Source organism: Alcaligenes sp. HNGD-HTN06 (genome assembly GCF_049932565.1).
Lineage (GTDB): Bacteria > Pseudomonadota > Gammaproteobacteria > Burkholderiales > Burkholderiaceae_B > Alcaligenes > Alcaligenes ammonioxydans.
The window spans coordinates 2,258,147-2,277,139 of record NZ_CP187782.1; the positions used below are offsets into that span (position 1 = coordinate 2,258,147).

15 protein-coding genes are annotated in these 18,993 nt (G+C 57.4%); 5 read left to right on the forward strand and 10 right to left on the reverse strand.

Features of this window, described 5'->3' with window-relative positions; translation table 11 throughout:
* Positions 1-90: 90 nt before the first annotated feature.
* On the reverse strand, positions 91-1,023 hold the full coding sequence (puuE, locus tag ACOZ42_RS10260; protein WP_003799295.1) for an allantoinase PuuE: 933 nt from the start codon (positions 1,021-1,023) through the stop codon (positions 91-93).
* Between the two features lie 11 nt (positions 1,024-1,034).
* Positions 1,035-1,790 carry a GntR family transcriptional regulator gene (locus ACOZ42_RS10265; RefSeq protein ID WP_426345103.1) on the reverse strand — a complete coding sequence of 252 codons (756 nt, stop codon included), beginning with the start codon at positions 1,788-1,790 and terminating at the stop codon, positions 1,035-1,037.
* A 205-nt stretch (positions 1,791-1,995) separates the two neighbouring features.
* Between ACOZ42_RS10265 and uraH the strand changes: the two genes are divergently transcribed.
* Together uraH and ACOZ42_RS10275 are read left to right on the forward strand one after the other, a co-directional pair.
* Positions 1,996-2,349 (forward strand): hydroxyisourate hydrolase, encoded by a 354-nt coding sequence (gene uraH / locus ACOZ42_RS10270; RefSeq protein ID WP_003799293.1) that lies wholly within the window; start codon positions 1,996-1,998, stop codon positions 2,347-2,349.
* Between the two features lie 58 nt (positions 2,350-2,407).
* On the forward strand, positions 2,408-3,640 hold the full coding sequence (locus ACOZ42_RS10275) for a urate hydroxylase PuuD (RefSeq protein WP_240208593.1): 1,233 nt from the start codon (positions 2,408-2,410) through the stop codon (positions 3,638-3,640).
* A gap of 125 nt (positions 3,641-3,765) precedes the next feature.
* On the opposite strand, the gene ACOZ42_RS10280 is transcribed toward ACOZ42_RS10275, so the two are convergent.
* The 8 genes from ACOZ42_RS10280 to ACOZ42_RS10315 form a co-directional block, all read right to left on the reverse strand.
* Positions 3,766-4,254 carry a hypothetical protein gene (locus ACOZ42_RS10280; protein WP_131070670.1) on the reverse strand — a complete coding sequence of 163 codons (489 nt, stop codon included), beginning with the start codon at positions 4,252-4,254 and terminating at the stop codon, positions 3,766-3,768.
* Between the two features lie 1,235 nt (positions 4,255-5,489).
* Positions 5,490-6,332 carry a hypothetical protein gene (locus ACOZ42_RS10285; RefSeq protein WP_059318844.1) on the reverse strand — a complete coding sequence of 281 codons (843 nt, stop codon included), beginning with the start codon at positions 6,330-6,332 and terminating at the stop codon, positions 5,490-5,492.
* Positions 6,329-7,432 carry a TcpQ domain-containing protein gene (locus ACOZ42_RS10290; protein WP_426345104.1) on the reverse strand — a complete coding sequence of 368 codons (1,104 nt, stop codon included), beginning with the start codon at positions 7,430-7,432 and terminating at the stop codon, positions 6,329-6,331. Before ACOZ42_RS10290 ends, ACOZ42_RS10285 begins: the two co-directional genes overlap by 4 nt.
* 103 nt (positions 7,433-7,535) lie before the next feature.
* On the reverse strand, positions 7,536-8,849 hold the full coding sequence (locus ACOZ42_RS10295) for an extracellular solute-binding protein (RefSeq protein WP_003799285.1): 1,314 nt from the start codon (positions 8,847-8,849) through the stop codon (positions 7,536-7,538).
* A gap of 7 nt (positions 8,850-8,856) precedes the next feature.
* Complete coding sequence (locus ACOZ42_RS10300) at positions 8,857-10,110, reverse strand: D-amino acid dehydrogenase (protein WP_003799284.1); 1,254 nt, start codon at positions 10,108-10,110, stop codon at positions 8,857-8,859.
* Between the two features lie 37 nt (positions 10,111-10,147).
* Entirely contained in the window at positions 10,148-11,182 is a 1,035-nt protein-coding gene (locus tag ACOZ42_RS10305; RefSeq protein ID WP_426345105.1) for a CDP-6-deoxy-delta-3,4-glucoseen reductase, read from the reverse strand.
* 61 nt (positions 11,183-11,243) lie between these two features.
* Entirely contained in the window at positions 11,244-13,553 is a 2,310-nt protein-coding gene (gene parC, locus ACOZ42_RS10310) for a DNA topoisomerase IV subunit A (RefSeq protein WP_426345106.1), read from the reverse strand.
* Positions 13,554-13,573: 20 nt separating this feature from the next.
* On the reverse strand, positions 13,574-15,541 hold the full coding sequence (locus ACOZ42_RS10315) for a DNA topoisomerase IV subunit B (protein ID WP_426345848.1): 1,968 nt from the start codon (positions 15,539-15,541) through the stop codon (positions 13,574-13,576).
* 226 nt (positions 15,542-15,767) lie between these two features.
* Between ACOZ42_RS10315 and trxA the strand changes: the two genes are divergently transcribed.
* The 3 genes from trxA to gdhA all read left to right on the forward strand — a co-directional run bounded on the left by trxA (position 15,768) and on the right by gdhA (position 18,902).
* Positions 15,768-16,094: a thioredoxin TrxA gene (trxA, locus tag ACOZ42_RS10320; protein ID WP_003799275.1), complete on the forward strand. Its 327-nt coding sequence runs from the start codon at positions 15,768-15,770 to the stop codon at positions 16,092-16,094.
* Between the two features lie 69 nt (positions 16,095-16,163).
* Positions 16,164-17,420, forward strand: a complete 1,257-nt coding sequence (gene rho, locus ACOZ42_RS10325; protein ID WP_003799272.1) for a transcription termination factor Rho — start codon at positions 16,164-16,166, stop codon at positions 17,418-17,420.
* 141 nt (positions 17,421-17,561) lie between these two features.
* Entirely contained in the window at positions 17,562-18,902 is a 1,341-nt protein-coding gene (gene gdhA / locus ACOZ42_RS10330; RefSeq protein ID WP_003799268.1) for an NADP-specific glutamate dehydrogenase, read from the forward strand.
* Positions 18,903-18,993: the final 91 nt, after the last annotated feature.

Consider the following 18,993-nt stretch of genomic DNA (forward strand, 5'->3'; position numbering starts at 1 on the left):
CCCTTGCGAGTCGGAATGTCCATGCACCCTGCTCAAATTCAGGATGCCATCTTGATGGGCCAGGAGACACAAACCCTGGCCCTGCCCCGGTCAAGCCTTGGACGGATAGGGATGGTGCTCGGCCCAATGACGGGCAATATCCACACGGCGGCAAACCCAGACACGCTCGTGCGACTGCACATAATCCAGGAAGCGCTGCAAGGCGCGAAAGCGCCCAGGGCGGCCGATCAGACGGCAGTGCAAACCGATGGACAGCATCTTGGGAGCGTCTTCACCTTCTTCGTAGAGCACGTCAAATGCGTCTTTCAGGTAGGAGAAGAAATGGTCGCCCGTATTGAACCCCTGAGGGGCAGCAAAACGCATGTCATTGCTGTCCAGCGTATAGGGCACAATCAACTGGGGCTTGACCGTATTGTCGCTGAGCTGAACTTCGGTCCAGAACGGCAGGTCATCACCGTAATAATCGGAGCTGTACAAGAACTGACCCTCTTCGGCCACCAGACGCAAGGTGTTGGGGCTGTCCCGACCGGTATACCAGCCCTCGGGATGATGGCCCAGCAAGTCCGTCAGCACTTTTACGCACTGGCGCATATGCTCGCGCTCGACTTCTTCAGACACGTTCTGGTAGTGAATCCAGCGGTAGCCATGACAAGCAATTTCATGCCCCAGGCGCACAAATTCCTGTGCCAGCTCGGGGTGACGCTCCAGCGCCATGCCCACACCAAAGATGGTCATGGGCAGGCCGCGCTTTTCAAACTCTTTCAGAATCCGCCAGACACCCGCCCGCGAGCCGTATTCATAAATGGACTCCATGGACAAGTGACGGTCCGGGTAGGCTGCTGCGCCGATGATCTCGGACAGAAACTGCTCAGAGCCCGGGTCACCGTGCAGGACGCAGTTCTCCCCCCCTTCTTCATAGTTCAAGACAAACTGCACCGCGATGCGCGCCCGATCAGGCCATTGTGCATGGGGCACGTTTTTGCCGTAACCGACCAGGTCACGAGGGTACTTACTCAAGGACATACCGTCTCCGTTTAGCGTTTTACGCTGAGGGCCAGCCAAGGATCGGCAACACTGCCATCACCCGCTTCGCTCATGCGATGTTCACAATCACTTAAGTGATGATGCATAGCCAGATGCGCGCCTTGGGCATCTCCCTGGCTAAGCTTGTCCAAAATCTCTTTATGCTCATGAAACGAGCAGGCCTGTTCGCCCGGCGTGTCGTGATAGGCGATGATGAGCGTGGTGCGCGCACACAAGGTGTGCATCAGCTCGGTCAGTTCATCGTTGCCGGCGCAGCGCGCCAGCATCACGTGAAAGGCATTGGACAGGCGCAACCAGCTGATGCGATCGCCGTGCTCAAACGCGTGCTGCTCTCGCTCCACCATGTCGTACAGACCGGCCAAACGCTCGGACACATCGGGATAAGCGAGCAGTTTTTTCAGGATCAGCGACTCCAGGTCGCGCCGCAGCTCGAAGACGTCGCACGTTTGCTTGGCCGTGGGCTTCCAGACAAACGCACCGCGATTGGGCTCGATGACCACAATCTTGTCGTGCTCCAAGGCAGCCAGGGCGGCACGCACGGTCGCCCGCGAACACTCGAAGATCGTGCATAGCGTGGCTTCGGTCAGTTTGGTGCCAGGCAAAAGACGACGATCGACAACCGCATCGAAGATCTGGCTATATACACGCCCGACCTCGGTATCTGCCAGGCCACCCTCGAGCAGCGAGGAGGCGCTTGGCGCTTGGGATTCATTCGTCGTCCCCTCTTGCCGCCGTATCTGAAGCATAGAATTTCTCGTTATTGACTATTGACAATTATTCGGTACCCCGACAAAATCGTCAACATAAATTGTCGACAATCTGATTCCTCAAACAGAGCGACAGTTTCGGGGCCTCAACCCAGCGCACTGATCCTTGCACCGTTGGCCCCCGGCCGGTTCTCAAAACTGGGCTCGCTGGACCTTTTTTGATCACCATAAACCGGAGACATTTATGGGAAAGCTATCTACCCATGTCCTTGACACGACTCAAGGTCGCCCAGCCAGCGGCGTGCGCGTCGATCTGTATGCCATTGAAAACGATCAACGCACTCTGATCAAAACCACTCACACCAACAGCGACGGTCGCTGTGATGAGCCCTTGCTGCAAGGCCAGGCCATGCACACGGGCGTATTTGAACTGGTGTTTCATGCCGGTGACTACTTTGCCGCCAGTGGTGTGGCATTGCCTGAACCCCGCTTTGTGGATCAGGTCGGCATTCGGTTCGGTATCGCCGATGCCAACGCCAACTACCACGTTCCCCTGGTCGTGACCCCCTGGTCCTGGTCTACCTATCGCGGCAGCTGATCGCGTATCCAAGTCGACTTTTCGCTTCTATACGAAACCACTCTGATACGAGATCTTTATGTACGCTTACCTACTTGAGTACGGCAACCTGCTGCTGCGCTGGTTGCACGTGATTGCGGCTGTCGCCTGGATCGGCGAGTCCATCTACTTTGTGATGCTGGACAACGGCCTGAAACCGCCTAAAGGCGAAGAAAGCAAGAAACGCGGTGTGTTTGGCGAGATGTGGGCAGTCCACGGCGGCGGCTTCTATCACAACCAGAAATACCTAACCAACCCGGCCGAACTGCCCGATGACCTGCACTGGTCTTTCTGGAAGTCCTACACCACCTGGTTGTCCGGCTTCTTCCTGTTCGCCCTGCTTTACCTGACCAAACCCGAGTTCTATCTGGTCAACCCCAACAGTCCCTGGGAATGGGCGGCCCAAATGTCGGGCACGCAGGCTAATGTGATGGCCATTGCTTTCCTGGTGCTGGGCTGGGTGGTCTATAACGGTCTGTGCCGACTGATCAGTCCCAACATGAACCGCGACGGCCTGCTGAGCGTGGCTGTGGCCATCATGATGGTCGTGGTGGCTTACCTGAGCGCCCACATCTTCTCGGGTCGTGCTGCCTTCTTGCTGACTGGCGCCGTGATGGCCACCAGCATGTCGGCCAACGTGTTCTTCTGGATCATTCCCGGCCAGCGCCGCATGGTCAAGGCACTGAAAGCCGGTCAGGCGCCCAACCCTCTGGATGGCAAGCGCGGCAAACAGCGTTCGGTACACAATACCTACTTCACGCTGCCTGTCCTGTTGCTGATGCTGAGCAACCACTACTCGTTCACGTATAACAACCCCAACGCGTGGATCATCATGGTGCTGTTCATCTTTGCCGGCGCCCTGATCCGTCAGTACTTTGTGCTGATGCATGCCGGCATCAAAAAGCCAGCCTACCCGGCTGCCGGTGTGGTTCTCCTGCTGATCGTGGGCTACCTGGCTGCCCCTGCCAATCTCAAAGGTGAGGTTGCCAGCGCTCCAGCAGCCGGTGAGGCCGCCGAAACGATCACGGTCGCTCGCGTCCAGGAAATCATGGATGCCCGATGTGTACAGTGTCACGCGGTCAAGCCCAATGCAGACTTTGGCTTTACCGCCGCCCCTGCCGGCATGCTGCTCGATACCATCGACAACACCGTGTTGCACGCAGAACAGGTGAAAACCGTGGTGCACTCCAAGTACATGCCTTTGGGCAATATGACTCAAATGACTGACGAAGAGCGTGCCGCGATTGCCGCCTGGAGCGGTACACGCGACTAGGAGTGCCCCAGGCCAAGCCCTGACAGGGCCATCAGCCCGCTCCCTCCAGCCCCGATGTGACACATGTCACGTCGGGGTTTTTTCTTATGGCGCCACGCACCTGGTAGCGAAGACTGCTGCGGGCTTTACCCACTCCCTGCCGCCAGACATAGCTTGCCAGATCGGAATGACTGCATCGCCTGCCGGGGCTGACTGTGTGTATTGGCTTGCGCATTGCGATAATTTCCAGCTTGATGCCGTAAGGGAGCGTGGCCTGCCCCCCGTGCCTGAGTTTGCTCCTGTGCTTGGGTTTGACCGTGCTCCCGAACCTGGGTTTGGCTCTGGTCTACCGCGTGTGGCTGGGTGTGAGCGTTTGATGGAGTCTGGCCTTGTACCCGGCTTTGGGCCTGTGCTGGAGGAGGGACAGGGGCTGGCGTTGAGGTTGGAGACAAACTCTGTCCTGCTTCAGGCTCGAATTCAAGCTCGATACAACGACTGTCCAGTGACAACAAGCGGATTTGCCGATCACGCTCTCGTCCCACGGGCCATACCTGCCCCTGCTGAAACAACAGCACACGCTGACCGATCTGCACCTCGGCCAGCAAGCGCGTATCGCGACCGTAGATCGCTTTCAAACTTGCCCAGGACTCAGGCCTGAATGATTGAGGCGCGCTTTCTGCGACCCTGGAAGGGCGAGCATGGCCCACTTTCTTTTCTGTTTCCTGTCGCAGACAGGCCCACACACTGTGACACTCCCAGGCATCGAACGACGCACGACGGTCTATGTGCCGCAATTGCCAGCCTCGCCCTTGGTGAGACGTGTCCCTTATCGACAAATTCGCTGCAGACCGCTCCTCGGGTTGGGCCGCCTGCTGAAGAAGGGCGAAGGCACGGCCCGCATCCTGCCCTGAAGTGAGTTCCAAACCTGCAGTCGCACTTTGCCGGGAGGGAGCCCGTAAGGCTGAAGTGGGAGCTGGCAAAGGAGCTGAAACCGTGAGCAAGCCAGGGGAGGTAACGGAAGCCAAGACCCCAGTCGAGGCAGCGGCCGGGTCCGGCTCCTGATCTGACTCTACACTGGAGCTTGAGTCTGAACCTGAGTTTAAATTTGGATTTGGATTTGGATCATCGTCTAAGTCTGGGCCAGAAGCGGACACCAGGCTCTTGGCTGGGTCAAGACGAGGGGTGAACTGAAGGTGGAGACTTGGCTCAATGCTTATCTCAAAACCCGGGCTGTCAGGGGACCCTCCTCTGCTGTTCTGGTCCCGTAAACCCACCGACAGCACGCTAGCCACTCCCATCATCAAGAACAGAGACAGCGTGAACAGGCGGATAAACGTTTTTTTTGTATCTCCGATCCTGGTGATAGATTGACGCAGCATGCGTGTATGGGTACGACTGCCCTGCTCCAGGCATATCCATACATCATCAGGTTGCCGCAATTCACGCAGCCTGGGATACCGTGTCCGCATCGCTTGCCGCAAGGCATGCACTTGCCCGAGCTGAGACAGCACGCAGTCACTGCCCTCCACCACCTTACCTTGTTCCAGCACCAGGAACCACAGCAGTCCAGGGGCTACGGCCCATAACAGGAGCACCGTTTCCTGAGGGTGATGAACCGCCAGGCAGGCGGCCGCAGAGTGGGCTTGGATGCCTCTCAATCCCGAGCGCGTCGGCCCCGTCCGCGCCAGGCGGAGTACCGAGCCACGACGCCGGTGACGCAGTTGTTTGCCCCACACCCAGCCCAGTGCGGGCCGTTCCGCTCCCATACGACATATCCATCGAGAGCGACCCGGCGGGCCACCAAACGGCCTCTGCTCAGTCTCAGTCCATTGCAAGCCAAACCAGTATTCGCGCGGCAAGGTGGCGGAGATCATCGCCCCCCCTTGAGCTGTGTTTTACCGGGCAACATTCCATCCCGGTGCCATAACTCGGGCTGTTGCTTCAGGGCCAAGCCCAAGGCACTCAGACGGGCCGGCGTGTCTGTCACCAGCAAGGCATGAGGAGGATGCCCCAGAACTCTGACCTTTCCGGCCCGGGACAAGAACATTTCCGTCATGTCCTGCAGATACGCGGCAGCCGAACGGCCTCTTCCCTCATCCTGACCTCGGTCAAGCACCGTATCACCCACGCCGCCCCTATCAGCGGCTTGAGCGGAACGGACATGCTGCTCTGTGGCGGCGACAGGCAGATCAAAACGACGGGTTTCTATACGATACAGTTCGATGCGACCGGCATGGAGCCGCCAGCTCAGACTGTAGACTGCGGCGATTTGATCCAGTAAATCAGACAAGCGCAATTGCTCAAAGACCAAACCCCCACGCGGCGCTGGCTCAAGAGCTTCCTCGTTCACGTTCAGGCGCGGTAAAAAGTGTGCCAGGGGCAAACGGGCTTCAGGACTGATCGTGACCGATAGATCAGACAGGGCTGAAAGGCGGCGGGCTAGCTCATCCAGGCTGGGTAAAGGTTCCTCCAAAGAAAAGCTGAAAGTCTGTCCGGGACGCAGGACAGCCGGCATAACAGGCTTTTTTCTCAAGGGAACTGCGTCTCCCAACAGCCAAGGTTTGTCGACAGACTGTGTGACACTTTCCGACCGTTGCTCTGCTGAATCCAGCACAAACGCCTCATCAAACCAGGCCTGCTCAGCCTGGCGTCCGCCTGTTTGCAAGACGCAGCCTGCCATGAGCAACACCAGTGGCAAAACGACGCACTTCATGATTGCCCCTCCCCCCGTCGCTGAGGTTTGCAGGTTTGGGGCCAGCTCAGCACCCGCAAGACCCGATTGGAGTAAAAGCAGGCCTGTAAAGGATGCGCATTCAGCTTAGCCGCATCCAGCAACTGGGCCACCGCCGTCTCAAAATCTCCTTCAAATCGGGCGGCCGTCTTGATAGGAAAATCCACCTCCAAGGCCCAATGCTCAGGCGTAAACACCCATTTGGCCTGCCTGGCCCAACGAATCAGCGCTTGTCGTAGCGTTTTATCTTTCAGGCGCAGTTCAAAAACAGACTGTGTTTTTTCCTCCCATGGCCCCTCCACAGCCTGCTGGTTCTGTCCTTTCACGCGAGGAGTCGCTGCCTGCCCCTCCCCCTCTATACGCGCCCACTTTCCCCCATCAAGATCAGAGGGCGGGGTTGCCGGGGATGTTTCCCCCTCTGCAGCAGATGCTGCTACAAGACTGTCTGCCGGGCGCTCTGGCGGCATTGGGCGCTTCAGTGGAGCCTCTGGCAGCATCTCCAGGCGCGCAGATGACTCAGATCGCAAGGACGTCCCAGACCTGCTCTCGGACTGAGCACGTCCATCCGTGACGGAAGGAGCCGCTACTCCCAGAGACGTATCACCAGACAGGCCGGGCTTCCCCAGGGCAGCGTTCTGCCGTGACTGCCTGTCCGAAGGGGCCGGCGACGACAAAGCAGCAGCCCCATCATGCTGACGATGCGAGGCGTCGTCTGTTGTCTGCGACGGTCTCAGACTTGCCCTGGCTTGCGCCCGCCCAGCGCGAAACACCAGTTCCGTCCACAATGCATCAATGACGTGAAATTGACCGGACACGTTCAATGTCAGCAAAGTCTCCTGACCGTCATGCCATCCAAACACAGCAGGCAATCTCTGGCCCGGCGCAAAATGCAGCCAGATACGCGTGCCATTATCAAAAACCTGCATGGGGCCGGCTTGCGGGTCGCCTGACAAACGCCAGTCGAAATTGAACACACGCGTAGCCGGGTCGGCCAAGCGGCCATCGCTCCCCCGTCCAGTCTGACAGGCAGACATCCCAAGGCAACATAGCAACAACACGATAAAACGGGCAAAGACGCGCATCACAGACATCCATAGAAAAAACCCCATGTCCCGTCAGGGGCATGGGGTTTATCTTCGGTGATGCTCGCTCAAGCCGCCAGATCGGCTTGTACGGACAGATAAATCAGCGTCCTTTCTGAGCCACCAGACGGTTGGCTTCGGTAGCAGCCGTACGCAAGGCCGTCAAGGCCGGCTGATGACCATCCAGCGCGCTATCCAGACTTTGATTGAACACGGCGCGGATCTGGCGGTAATTACGGAAATTGCCTTTGGCCGTACCCGAGGTGCCGCTGCTGTACGCGCCAACCAGGTGCATCCAGTCGCCCTTGTCCTTGTAGTAGTCACTGCCCGTCGCGTTAAACGCTTCGCGGCTCACAGGCAGAAAGCCTGTGTTCTGATACCAGCGTGCCGCATTCTCGGGCTGAGCCAGCCAGTTGATGAAACGGGCCGAGGCCTGATTCTGTTCAGCATTATGACCTTTAACAGCCCACAAGGCCGAGCCCGTTACGAAGGGTTTACCGGGCGTTTGAGTCACTTCGGGGTAGTACGGCAAACCCGTCACGGCATATTTTAGTCCGCGAGTATTGCTGTACTCGCCAATATGACCAGAGTTGGACAGCATGACTGCACATTCGCCTTTTGCAAAACGCTGGGGCGACTCTGGCAGGGTGCCCGGCTTAACCAGCAATTCCGACTTGACCCAGCTGATCATCATGGACAGGTGACGGATATACATCAGATCAAAATCAAAGCCGACCTTGCCTTTGACTTTGGGGCCGGGAGCCAGACCGTAGATCTGATTGTTGACCGCAGCCAGATTCTCAAGATTGATAGACACCGACTGATCCGAGGTCAGCGGGCAACGGCGCGAACCATTATTGGCCAACTGCACCAACTGGCCTTGCAAGTCCAGCCAGACCCGGCTGGGAACCGCGGGCTCGACCTTGGCCTTATCAAAGGCATTGATGTTGTAGTACATGACGGGGATTTCGGCCATGTAAGGGAACCCCTGCAATTGACCACGGCCATTGCGCACAAATGAGTTCGAGGCCAGGAACCAGGACACGTTGTCCATCTTTTCCCGTGCCAGCAAGGTGTGCATGGGCAGGATGTAGGGGCGATCGGCCACCTCATCCAGACCGGACATCTCGCCAAGCTGCACCAGATTGGGCAGATCCTTGCCAGCGCTCATGAGCTGCTCGAGCGCCGCTTCGGTTTCATGCGCCTTGACCGTCACTTTGACGTCTTTCTGGCTGCGATTGAAATCCCGAACCAAACTTTCAAACTCGCCCTGATTGTGCGCGTTCAAAGCGGTCCAGACCTGAATGTCAACGGCTGCCAGGGCATTGGACCCAAACAGCAAAGCGGCTGAGCCACCCGCTGCCATCGCCAAAGCCATAACACCACGTTTCAACAGTAATCCGCGTAGATTTTTCATACATCCTTCATGATAAAAAAGGAAATTCAGGTTCGGGTTTGTGCCCCATGATAAGGTCAGCCAGGGCTCGACCAGAGCCTATGCCCATCGTCCATCCCAAGGTGCCATGCCCCGTATTCAGGTACAGGTTGGGGATGGAGGAGCGGCCTATCAGCGGAACATTTGAGGCTGTGGCAGGACGCAGTCCTGACCAGAAAGAAACATTATCAAAATCCAATGCACTTGGGAACAGATCAGCCACGTGCATTAACAAAGCCTGACAACGTGCCGGGTTCAAGCTGCGCGAATAGCCCGACAGCTCGGCGGTTCCGGCAACTCGCAGGCGGTCACCCAAACGGGAAAATACCAGCTTGTTGTCCTTATCGGTCAGGCTCACGGTGGGCGCTCCCTGCGGAACCAGCACCGGAAAGGTGGCCGAATAGCCTTTGGCCGGGTAGACGGGGCAGGCAATGCCCAAGGGCTGCAAGACCGATGGACTGAAACTGCCCATGGCCACCACAAAGGCATCGGCCTGGATAGACTCATAGCCGCCATCCGTCCCGATGACCTCCACCCCAAGCACTCGCCCTTTGGCGGTCAACAAACGGGTGATCTGGGTGGAAAAGCGAAATTCCACCCCGGCGCGCCCGGCCATGGCGGCCAAACCGCAGGCAAACTGGTTGGCATCGCCGGACTCATCGTCCTTGGTGTAGTCGCCCCCCACAATCTGACCACGGGCCGATGCCAGTGCGGGCTCAAGCTGCACCAGCTCGTCCACGCTCATGATACGGCGATCTACGCCCATATCGCGCATGACATCGGCCATTTGCTGGGAATCGTCCAGACTTTGGGCATCCCGGTAAAACGTGATGATGCCTTTTTCCTGATGGCGATAATCAAAATCCAGATCAGGGCGCAACTGCTTGAGCGTGCTGCGGCTATATTCTGCCATGGCCACCAAGGCGCGCACATTGGGCGCAACCCGTCCGGGCAAGCACTCGCGCAAGAAAGACAGGCACCAGCGCCATTGGCGCAGGTCCAAACGCGGACGGAATAGCAAAGGTGCGTCATCCTGCAGCAACCATTTCAGCAGTTTGAGCGGCATTTTCGGGTTGGCCCACGGCTCGGCGTACGAGACCGAGATCTGCCCGCCATTGGCTCGCGAGGTTTCCTGTGCCGGGCCCGTTCCCCGGTCCACAACCACCACCTCGCAACCGTGCTGGCTGAGCCACCAGGCAGTTGATACCCCAATAATGCCGCTGCCCAGAACTGCTACTTTCATGTGTACTGTCCGCTTGTTGAGCTAGTGTTCAAGACGCTTACTTGACGTCTGCCAAGGATGTAAAGGCATCTGCAAAATAATTATCCGGATTCAGGTGAGCCTGCTCCACGAAGTCCTTGCGGGCCGCTTCAACCATGCCCGGCGCGCCACAGGCGTACACCTGCCAGCCCGACAGATCCGGCAAATCAGCCAGTACCGCCTGATGCACAAAGCCCGTGCGGCCTGTCCAGCCATCTTCTGGCTGGGCGTCGGAGATCACCGGAATGAAACGCAAATTGGGCAATTCGCTGGCCCATTTCTCGGCCAATTCGGACTGGTACAGATCCTTGGGCCGACGACCGCCCCAATACAGAGCCACCTCACGCTGGCTCCCGGTTTGAATCAGGCGTTCGATCAACGCCTTGATAGGGGCAAAACCCGTGCCGCTGGCCAGGAAAACCATCGGTGCTGCACTGTCTTCTCGTAGGAAGAAAGAACCCAAAGGTGCTTCCACACGCAGAATCTCGCGCTCTTTCATGGCGGTGGCGCCGGCACCAAAGACGTGATCGGTAAACACGCCACCGGGCATGTGACGGATGTGCAGTTCGACCTGATTATCTTCCCGAGGCGGCGTCGCCATCGAGTAACTGCGACGGCTGCCGTCTTTCAGAATGAACTCCAGATACTGGCCCGGATAGTAGCGAAATGGTTCGGAGGACGGCATTTGCAGACGGACGATCATGACATCATCCCGCACTTTTTCCAGGCTCACTACGCGCGAGGGCATCTTCCGGATCTGGATATCGCTCGCCATGCGAATCTCATGAGACTCGATCAACAGGTCACTGCTGGGCTTGGCCTGACAAAACAGAGTATAGCCAGCAGCAAGATCCTCCTGGCTGAGCAATTGCTCGGGCGCCCGACCGGCATCGTACTGCCCGTCAATAACCTTGCCGCGGCAAGATGAACATGTGCCATTGCGGCAGCTATAGGGCAGGACAATCCCTGCATTCAGCGCGCCATCCAGCACCGACTGGCCAGGCTGTACATCAAAACTGTGCCCGCTGGGCTGAACCGTGACTTTGAAACTCATATCCAACACTCTACAAAGAAATCCATCAGGCGGAGGACCAACCTCCGGCGGCAATATACACTCAGGCCAGGTCGGGCCGATGCAGCACGGGCTCGTTCAATTTGAGCGACAGGGTCTTGCCCTTGCCGGCGCGCTTGCCCAGATACATGGCCAGCATATCCAGGTCCATCACAATGGTGGACGCACGCTTGCGATGCACTCCACTGACCGCCAGACCGGTTTCCCCAAAGGCTACCCATTGACTCAGCGTGTCTCCCTCGTTCAGCTTGATCAGCACCGTGCCACGCCCCCCCTTGGACAGGACTTTCAGCTCCTTGATGTCCACGACCAGGAAACGTCCCTGTTCGCTAAGCAGCCCCACATAGAGATCGTCGGGGCGCAAGGCCAGGGGTTTGAGCAGTTTTTTACCCTCTTCAAGCGTAACAAACTGCTTGCCCGCCCGCTGTCGGGTGTTCATATCGCCCTGTGAGGCAACAAAGCCGTAGCCATCGCAGGCTGCCAGCACATAGTTCTGCTCCGGCGCGGCCCCCAAAATGTGCTCGATCGGCGCACTGGGGCTCACATCAATCATGGAGGTAATGGGCTGCCCATCGCCTCGAGCCGAAGGCAGGCTGGAAACGGGCACAGTATAGACCCGTCCATCCGTGCCGATGGCAACCAGATCCGTAGTGCTGCGGCATTCCAGTGCATCGCGCAAGCCATCGCCGGTCTTGAAACTGAACTGCGTGGCATCATGGCCGTGTCCCTGACGCGAACGCAACCACCCTTTGCGCGACACGATGACCGTCACCGGTTCATCAACCACTTTGGTCTCAAGCACGGCGCGCTCGGCCGCTTCAATCAAGGTACGACGATCATCGCCGTAGGTTTTGACGTCCGCCTCGATTTCACGAATCATCAAGCGCTTCAAGGCCTTGGGATCATCCAGAAGCTTTTGCAAGGACTGCTGTTCATCCAGACGCTCTTGCAACTCTTTTTCGATCTTGAAGCCTTCCAGACGCGCCAGCTGACGCAAGCGCATTTCCAGAATGTCGTCCGCCTGACGCTCGCTCAGATCAAAGCGCTCCATCAGCGCAACGCGTGGTTCATCAGACTCACGAATGGTTTGAATGACCTCATCGACATTCAGATAGACCACCATGCGCCCTTGCAGGACATGAATCCGGTCAGTGACTTTGTCCAGACGGTAGCGGGTACGACGCTCCATCGTATGACGACGAAACTCCAGCCAGTTAAGCAGGATCTGACGCAAAGAGCGCTGGCCGGGGCGGCCATCCGTATCAATGCAGACCAGATTGATGGAGACGTTGCGCTCCAGGCTGGTTTGCGCCAGCAAGGTGGTCACGAACTCGTCCCGGTCAATGGTGCGGGATTTGGGCTCGAACACAAGACGCACCGCCGCCTGCTTGCCCGACTCGTCGCGCACGGCATCGAACATGTTCAGCATCAAGGCCTTGGTTTGCTGCTGCTCGGTGCTCAGCGATTTCTTGCCGGCCTTGACCTTGGGGTTGGTGCGCTCCTCAATCTCCTCGAGAATCTGCTGAGAAGAGCTGCCGGGTGGCAATTCCGTGACAACCAGCTGCCATTGCCCCCGAGCCAGTTCCTCAAACACCCAGCGGGCTCGGGCCTTGATCGAGCCACGACCTTGTGCATACACCGCGGCAATATCAGCAGCGGCAGAAATGATCTGACCACCACCGGCAAAGTCCGGGCCGGGGACGATCTCGTGGATTTCCTGATCGCTCAAATTCGGATTGCGCAACAGGCTGACGCAGGCTTGCGCAACTTCACGCAGATTGTGAGACGGAATCTCCGTAGCCATCCCCACGGCAATGCCCGATGCACCGTTAAGCAGCATGATGGGCAAGCGTGCCGGCAAGGTCACCGGCTCTTTCTGACTGCCGTCATAGTTGGGAATGAAGTCCACCGTCCCTTCGTCCAGCTCATCCAGCAGCAGACGGGAAAACGGGGTCAAGCGTGCTTCCGTATAACGCATGGCCGCAGCATTGTCACCGTCGCGCGAGCCAAAGTTGCCTTGCCCATCCACCAGGGGATAACGCAGCACAAAATCCTGCGCCATACGCACCATGGCGTCATAGGCGGCCTGGTCACCGTGCGGGTGATACTTACCCAGCACATCCCCCACCACACGGGCCGATTTCACGGGCTTGGCCGTTGGGCCCAGGCCCATGGCATCCATCGCGTACAGAATGCGGCGTTGTACCGGCTTCTGGCCATCGGTCAGGTCGGGCAACGCACGTCCGCGTACCACTGAAACGGCGTAATCCAGGTAAGCCTGTTCCGCGTAAGTTGCCAGCGTGATGCCATCGTCCGATCCCGCCGGTTCAAAATCCAATTGATTGCTGTCCATAAATAACTCTTAAGTCGGGCTCAGACGTCCAGATCGGCCAAATTGCCTTTTTCTTCCAACCATGCACGGCGGGCAGAGGCCTCGCCCTTGCCCATCAGCATGGTGAACATGGCTTGCGTGCCGCTCAAGCCGTCTTCTCCCCAATGCACGGGCAACAAACGACGGGTATCGGGATTCATGGTGGTATCCCACAATTGCTCCGCGCTCATTTCACCCAGCCCTTTAAAGCGGCTGATGCTCCAGGACTCGTTACGTATGCCCTCGTTACGCAGCTTTTCCAAAACCGCATCCAGCTCGCCCTGATCCAGACAGTAAATCTTGCGGGCCGCACGCTTGCCGGCGGCAGGCACGTCGACGCGGAACAGGGGCGGACGCGCCACATAAACGTGACCAGCCTCGATCAGCTTGGGGAAGTGGCGAAAGAACAAAGTCAGCAAGAGCACCTGAATGTGCGAGCCGTCCACGTCCGCATCAGACAGAATGCAGATGCGACCATAGCGCAAACCGGACAAATCCGGCTCGGACTGGGCATCGTGCGGGTCCACGCCGATGGCCACGGAAATATCGTGAATTTCCTGATTGGCAAACAGCCGGTCCCGGTCCACTTCCCAGGCATTGAGCACTTTGCCGCGCAGCGGCAAAATGGCTTGAAACTCCTTGTCGCGGCCCATTTTGGCGGAACCGCCGGCCGAATCACCCTCGACCAGAAACAGCTCCGAATTGTCCAGATCGTGGGACTCGCAATCCGTCAGCTTGCCCGGCAAGACCGCCACGCCCGAACTTTTGCGTTTTTCCACTTTCTGAGCCGAGCGGGTACGGGCCTGGGCCTGACGCACCGCCACTTCAGCCAATTTGCGACCCTGGTCCACATTCGCATGCAAATGCAGTTCCAGTGCGTTGCGCACATAACCACTGACCAGACGCACGGCGTCACGACTATTGAGCTTTTCCTTGATTTGCCCCTGAAATTGCGGGTCCAGCACCTTGGCCGAGAGCACAAAGCTGGCCCGGGCAAACACGTCCTCGGCCTGCAGCTTGACGCCCTTGGGAATCAGACTGTGCAGTTCGGCAAAACTACGCACCGCCTGGTAGAGGCCATCACGCAAGCCCGATTCGTGCGTGCCTCCCGCCGGGGTGGGGATCAGATTGACATAAGACTCACGCACAATCTGGGACTCCAGCGTCCAGGCCACCACCCAGTGGGCTCCTTCACCCGGGGAGAAATTATCGTCATCCTGCGGCGCATACTGGCGGCCCTCGAACAAGGGCACCAACAGCTCCACGCCCTGCATTTCTTCCTGAAGATAGCCGCGCAATCCGTCCTCATAGCGCCACTGCTGACGCTGGCCGGTCTTTTGCTGCACCAGCTCTACCGTCACCCCCTCCAGCAACACTGCTTTACTGTGCAGGATATGAGTCAGCTGGGCCAGGGGTATCTGAGCGGAGTCGAAGTATTTGGGATCGGGCCAGACGCGCACCCGGGTTCCGGTCTTGCGCTTGCCCACCGTCCCCGTCTGGGTCAGGGGCTGCTGCAACTCGCCATTGGCAAACACAATCTCATTGGCTTGACCATCCCGCCAGACGAGCACCTCCAGACGGCGCGACAAGGCGTTGGTCACCGATACGCCCACCCCATGCAACCCCCCGGAGAACGCGTAGGCGCCCCCGTTCAGCTTGTCGAACTTGCCCCCCGCATGCAGCCGGGTAAACACCAGCTCCACCACCGGCGCGTTCTCTTCAGGATGCAGACCAACGGGAATCCCCCGCCCGTCATCCTCGACCTGTATGCCGCCATCCTCCAGCAAGGTAACCGTCAAGGTGCGTGCAAAACCGGCCAGCGCTTCATCGGCCGCGTTATCGATGACCTCCTGCACAATGTGCAGGGGATTGTCCGTGCGGGTATACATGGCCGGGCGCTGGCGGACCGGTTCCAGCCCTTTGAGCACCCGTATAGAAGATTCGTCGTAACGTGTAGTAGACAACTTGATTCCCGGTAGATCGTACAGAAAAACGCTATTTTACGAGTGCTTAGGCGCCAATGGGCAAACGCTTTATTGACGCGCACTGCGCGGCGAATGCACATTATCAGGCAGACGCAGTGGTATCCTGTCAAAAATTGGCAACAAGACCGTGGCAAATGGCCGTAGAATACATTGTGCTCAGGTCACGCCACCCGTATAGTTTTTCGTTATCTCTCTTTTTTTGTATCTAGCCATGAGCGACTCCATCAAACACATTACGGACGCCTCTTTTGAGTCTGACGTCCTCAAAGCCGACCTTCCCGTTCTGGTCGATTACTGGGCTGCATGGTGCGGTCCTTGTAAAATGATTGCTCCTTTGCTCGATGAGGCGGCCGAACTGTACAAAGGTCGTGTTATCATCGCTAAGCTCAACGTCGATGAAAATCCCGACACCCCCGCTCAATACGGTGTTCGCGGTATTCCAACGCTCATGCTGTTTAAAGACGGCAAAGTGGCCGAGACAAAAGTCGGCGCACTTTCCAAGTCCCAACTTAGCGCGTTTCTCGACAGCTCCCTGTAATCTCTGATTAACCGCACGCAGGCCCTATGCTGGCCTGCGGTCTGCTGCTGAAAGCCCTTCCCCACACCCATGCACCTGAACGAATTAAAAGCTCTGCACGTCTCGCAGCTGCTAGAAATGGCTGCCACTCTGGAAATCGACAACGCGAACCGCTTGCGCAAGCAAGAGCTGATGTTTGCCATCATGAAAAAGCACGCCAAAAAAGGCGAGCAGATTTTCGGTGACGGGGTGCTTGAAGTCCTGCCTGATGGTTTCGGTTTCCTGCGTTCGCCCGAGACCTCTTATCTGGCCAGCACAGACGATATCTACATTTCTCCCTCGCAGATTCGCCGTTTCAATCTGCACACGGGTGACTCCATCGAAGGCGAAGTGCGTACCCCCAAAGATGGCGAGCGCTACTTTGCCCTGGTCAAGGTGGACAAAGTCAACGGCATGCAGCCCGAGGCCATCAAACACCGCATCATGTTTGAAAACCTGACGCCGCTGCATCCGGACCAGCCCATGCGGCTGGAGCGCGACATCAAAAGCGAGGAAAACATCACAGGTCGTATCCTGGATATCTTCTCGCCTATCGGCAAAGGCCAGCGCGCCCTGATCGTGGCCAGTCCCAAGTCGGGTAAAACCGTGATGATGCAGCACATCGCTCATGCCATCACCACCAATTACCCCGAGGCCACCATGATTGTCCTGCTGGTGGACGAGCGCCCGGAAGAAGTGACCGAAATGCAGCGCACCGTGCGCGGCGAAGTCGTGGCCTCGACCTTTGATGAGCCGGCCACGCGTCACGTGCAAGTGGCCGAGATGGTCATTGAAAAGGCCAAGCGCCTGGTTGAATTGAAAAAAGACGTGGTGATCCTGCTCGATTCCATTACCCGTCTGGCGCGCGCCTACAACACCGTGGTTCCTGCTTCCGGCAAGGTATTGACCGGTGGTGTGGACGCCAATGCCCTGCAGCGCCCCAAACGCTTTTTTGGCGCTGCCCGTAATCTGGAAGAAGGTGGCTCCCTGACCATTATCGGTACTGCCCTGATCGAGACCGGCAGCCGTATGGACGAAGTCATCTATGAAGAATTTAAAGGTACCGGCAACTCCGAAATCCATCTGGAGCGCCGTCTGGCCGAGAAACGCATTTACCCTGCCATCAACCTGAACAAATCAGGCACACGTCGTGAAGAATTGCTGATCAAGCCCGACCTTCTACAAAAGGTCTGGGTTCTGCGCAAATTCATCCATGGGATGGATGAAATTGAAGCCATGGAGTTTATCCTGGACAAAATCCGGGCTACCAAGACCAACTCCGAATTCTTCGACATGATGAAGAAGTAAATCGAACATCCTGCGCAAGCCTCTCTATACGAGAGGCTTGCTTGCGATGGGCGTATGATCGGGTGCATTCCCGTGCATCCATTCTTTCAATCTGCTGAGTTCCACTCGAAATCTCAGTATTGCAAACAGAGTTCGCTTGCAATGAAATCTATCTCTCTAGAACAGTTCCTAGCCAGAGTACAGTCCCGCGACCCTCATCAGCCTGAATTCATGCAGGCCGTACGGGAAGTGATGACCAGCTTGTGGCCCTTCATCGAGAAAAACCCCCAGTACGCCGATCATGGTCTGCTCGAGCGTCTGGTCGAACCCGAGCGCGCTATCCAGTTCCGTATTTCCTGGGTAGATGATCGTGGCCAGGTTCAGGTCAATCGCGGTTTCCGTATTCAGCACAACAATGCCATCGGTCCTTTCAAGGGCGGCATGCGCTTTCACCCTTCGGTGAACTTGTCCATTCTGAAGTTCCTGGCTTTTGAACAAACATTCAAAAACGCGTTGACCACCTTGCCCATGGGCGGCGGCAAAGGCGGCTCGGACTTCGACCCCAAGGGCAAATCAGACGGCGAAGTGATGCGCTTTTGCCAGGCCCTGATCGTTGAGTTGTACCGTCACCTGGGTCCGGACACCGACGTTCCAGCCGGTGATATCGGTGTAGGCGCGCGTGAAGTGGGTTTTATGGCCGGCATGATGAAAAAACTGTCCAACAGCGCGGCCAGTGTGTTCACCGGCAAGGATTTGTGCTTTGGCGGCAGCTTGATTCGTCCCGAGGCTACCGGTTATGGCACCGTCTACTTCGCACAGGAAATGTTGGCTCGCAAAGGCTTGTCCTTTGACGGCATGACCGTGTCAGTGTCCGGTTCGGGCAATGTGGCTCAGTACGCCATTGAAAAATGTCTGGATCTGGGCGCGAAAGTGGTTACCGTTTCCGACTCGCAAGGCTGCGTGGTGGACATGGACGGCTTTACCCGCGAAAAACTGGCTGCCCTGATGCACGTCAAGAACGTTCAGCGTGGTCGTCTGGTGGATTACGCCAAAGAACATGGCCTGCTTTTTGAAGAAGGCAAACGCCCCTGGCATGTGCCGGTCGACATCGCCCTGCCTTGCGCGACTCAAAACGAGCTCGACGGCAAAGATGCTGAAATCCTGATCAAAAATGGTGTGCGTTGCGTGGCAGAAGGTGCCAATATGCCCAGCACGCTGGATGCGGTCGATGCCTTTATTCACGCCAAGATTCTGTACGCTCCCGGCAAAGCCAGCAATGCCGGCGGGGTTGCCGTCTCTGGTCTGGAAATGAGTCAAAACGCCCAGCGCCTGAACTGGACACGTGAACAAGTTGACGCAAAGCTGCACTCCATCATGCGTGACATCCACGAAAATTGTGTGAACTATGGTCAAGAAAATGACTTCATCAACTACGTTAACGGCGCCAATATTGCCGGCTTTGTCAAAGTCGCCAGTGCCATGCGTCATCAAGGCGTTTATTAAGTTTTGCGCCTTGCTCAGTAGTCAAAAAAACCGCCCACAAGGCGGTTTTTTTTATGGCTATCCCAAAGGGGTAGGATCCGTCGCACATTTG

Coding starts and splice junctions, on each gene's coding strand:
- parC (WP_426345106.1), bottom strand. CDS start 13,553: ATGGACAGCAATCAATTGGATTTTGAACCGGCGGGATCGGACGATGGC.
- rho (WP_003799272.1), top strand. CDS start 16,164: ATGCACCTGAACGAATTAAAAGCTCTGCACGTCTCGCAGCTGCTAGAA.
- ACOZ42_RS10265 (WP_426345103.1), bottom strand. CDS start 1,790: ATGCTTCAGATACGGCGGCAAGAGGGGACGACGAATGAATCCCAAGCG.
- ACOZ42_RS10285 (WP_059318844.1), bottom strand. CDS start 6,332: ATGAAGTGCGTCGTTTTGCCACTGGTGTTGCTCATGGCAGGCTGCGTC.
- trxA (WP_003799275.1), top strand. CDS start 15,768: ATGAGCGACTCCATCAAACACATTACGGACGCCTCTTTTGAGTCTGAC.
- ACOZ42_RS10300 (WP_003799284.1), bottom strand. CDS start 10,110: ATGAAAGTAGCAGTTCTGGGCAGCGGCATTATTGGGGTATCAACTGCC.
- puuE (WP_003799295.1), bottom strand. CDS start 1,023: ATGTCCTTGAGTAAGTACCCTCGTGACCTGGTCGGTTACGGCAAAAAC.
- ACOZ42_RS10275 (WP_240208593.1), top strand. CDS start 2,408: ATGTACGCTTACCTACTTGAGTACGGCAACCTGCTGCTGCGCTGGTTG.
- ACOZ42_RS10290 (WP_426345104.1), bottom strand. CDS start 7,432: ATGCGCGTCTTTGCCCGTTTTATCGTGTTGTTGCTATGTTGCCTTGGG.
- uraH (WP_003799293.1), top strand. CDS start 1,996: ATGGGAAAGCTATCTACCCATGTCCTTGACACGACTCAAGGTCGCCCA.
- ACOZ42_RS10295 (WP_003799285.1), bottom strand. CDS start 8,849: ATGAAAAATCTACGCGGATTACTGTTGAAACGTGGTGTTATGGCTTTG.
- gdhA (WP_003799268.1), top strand. CDS start 17,562: ATGAAATCTATCTCTCTAGAACAGTTCCTAGCCAGAGTACAGTCCCGC.
- ACOZ42_RS10305 (WP_426345105.1), bottom strand. CDS start 11,182: ATGAGTTTCAAAGTCACGGTTCAGCCCAGCGGGCACAGTTTTGATGTA.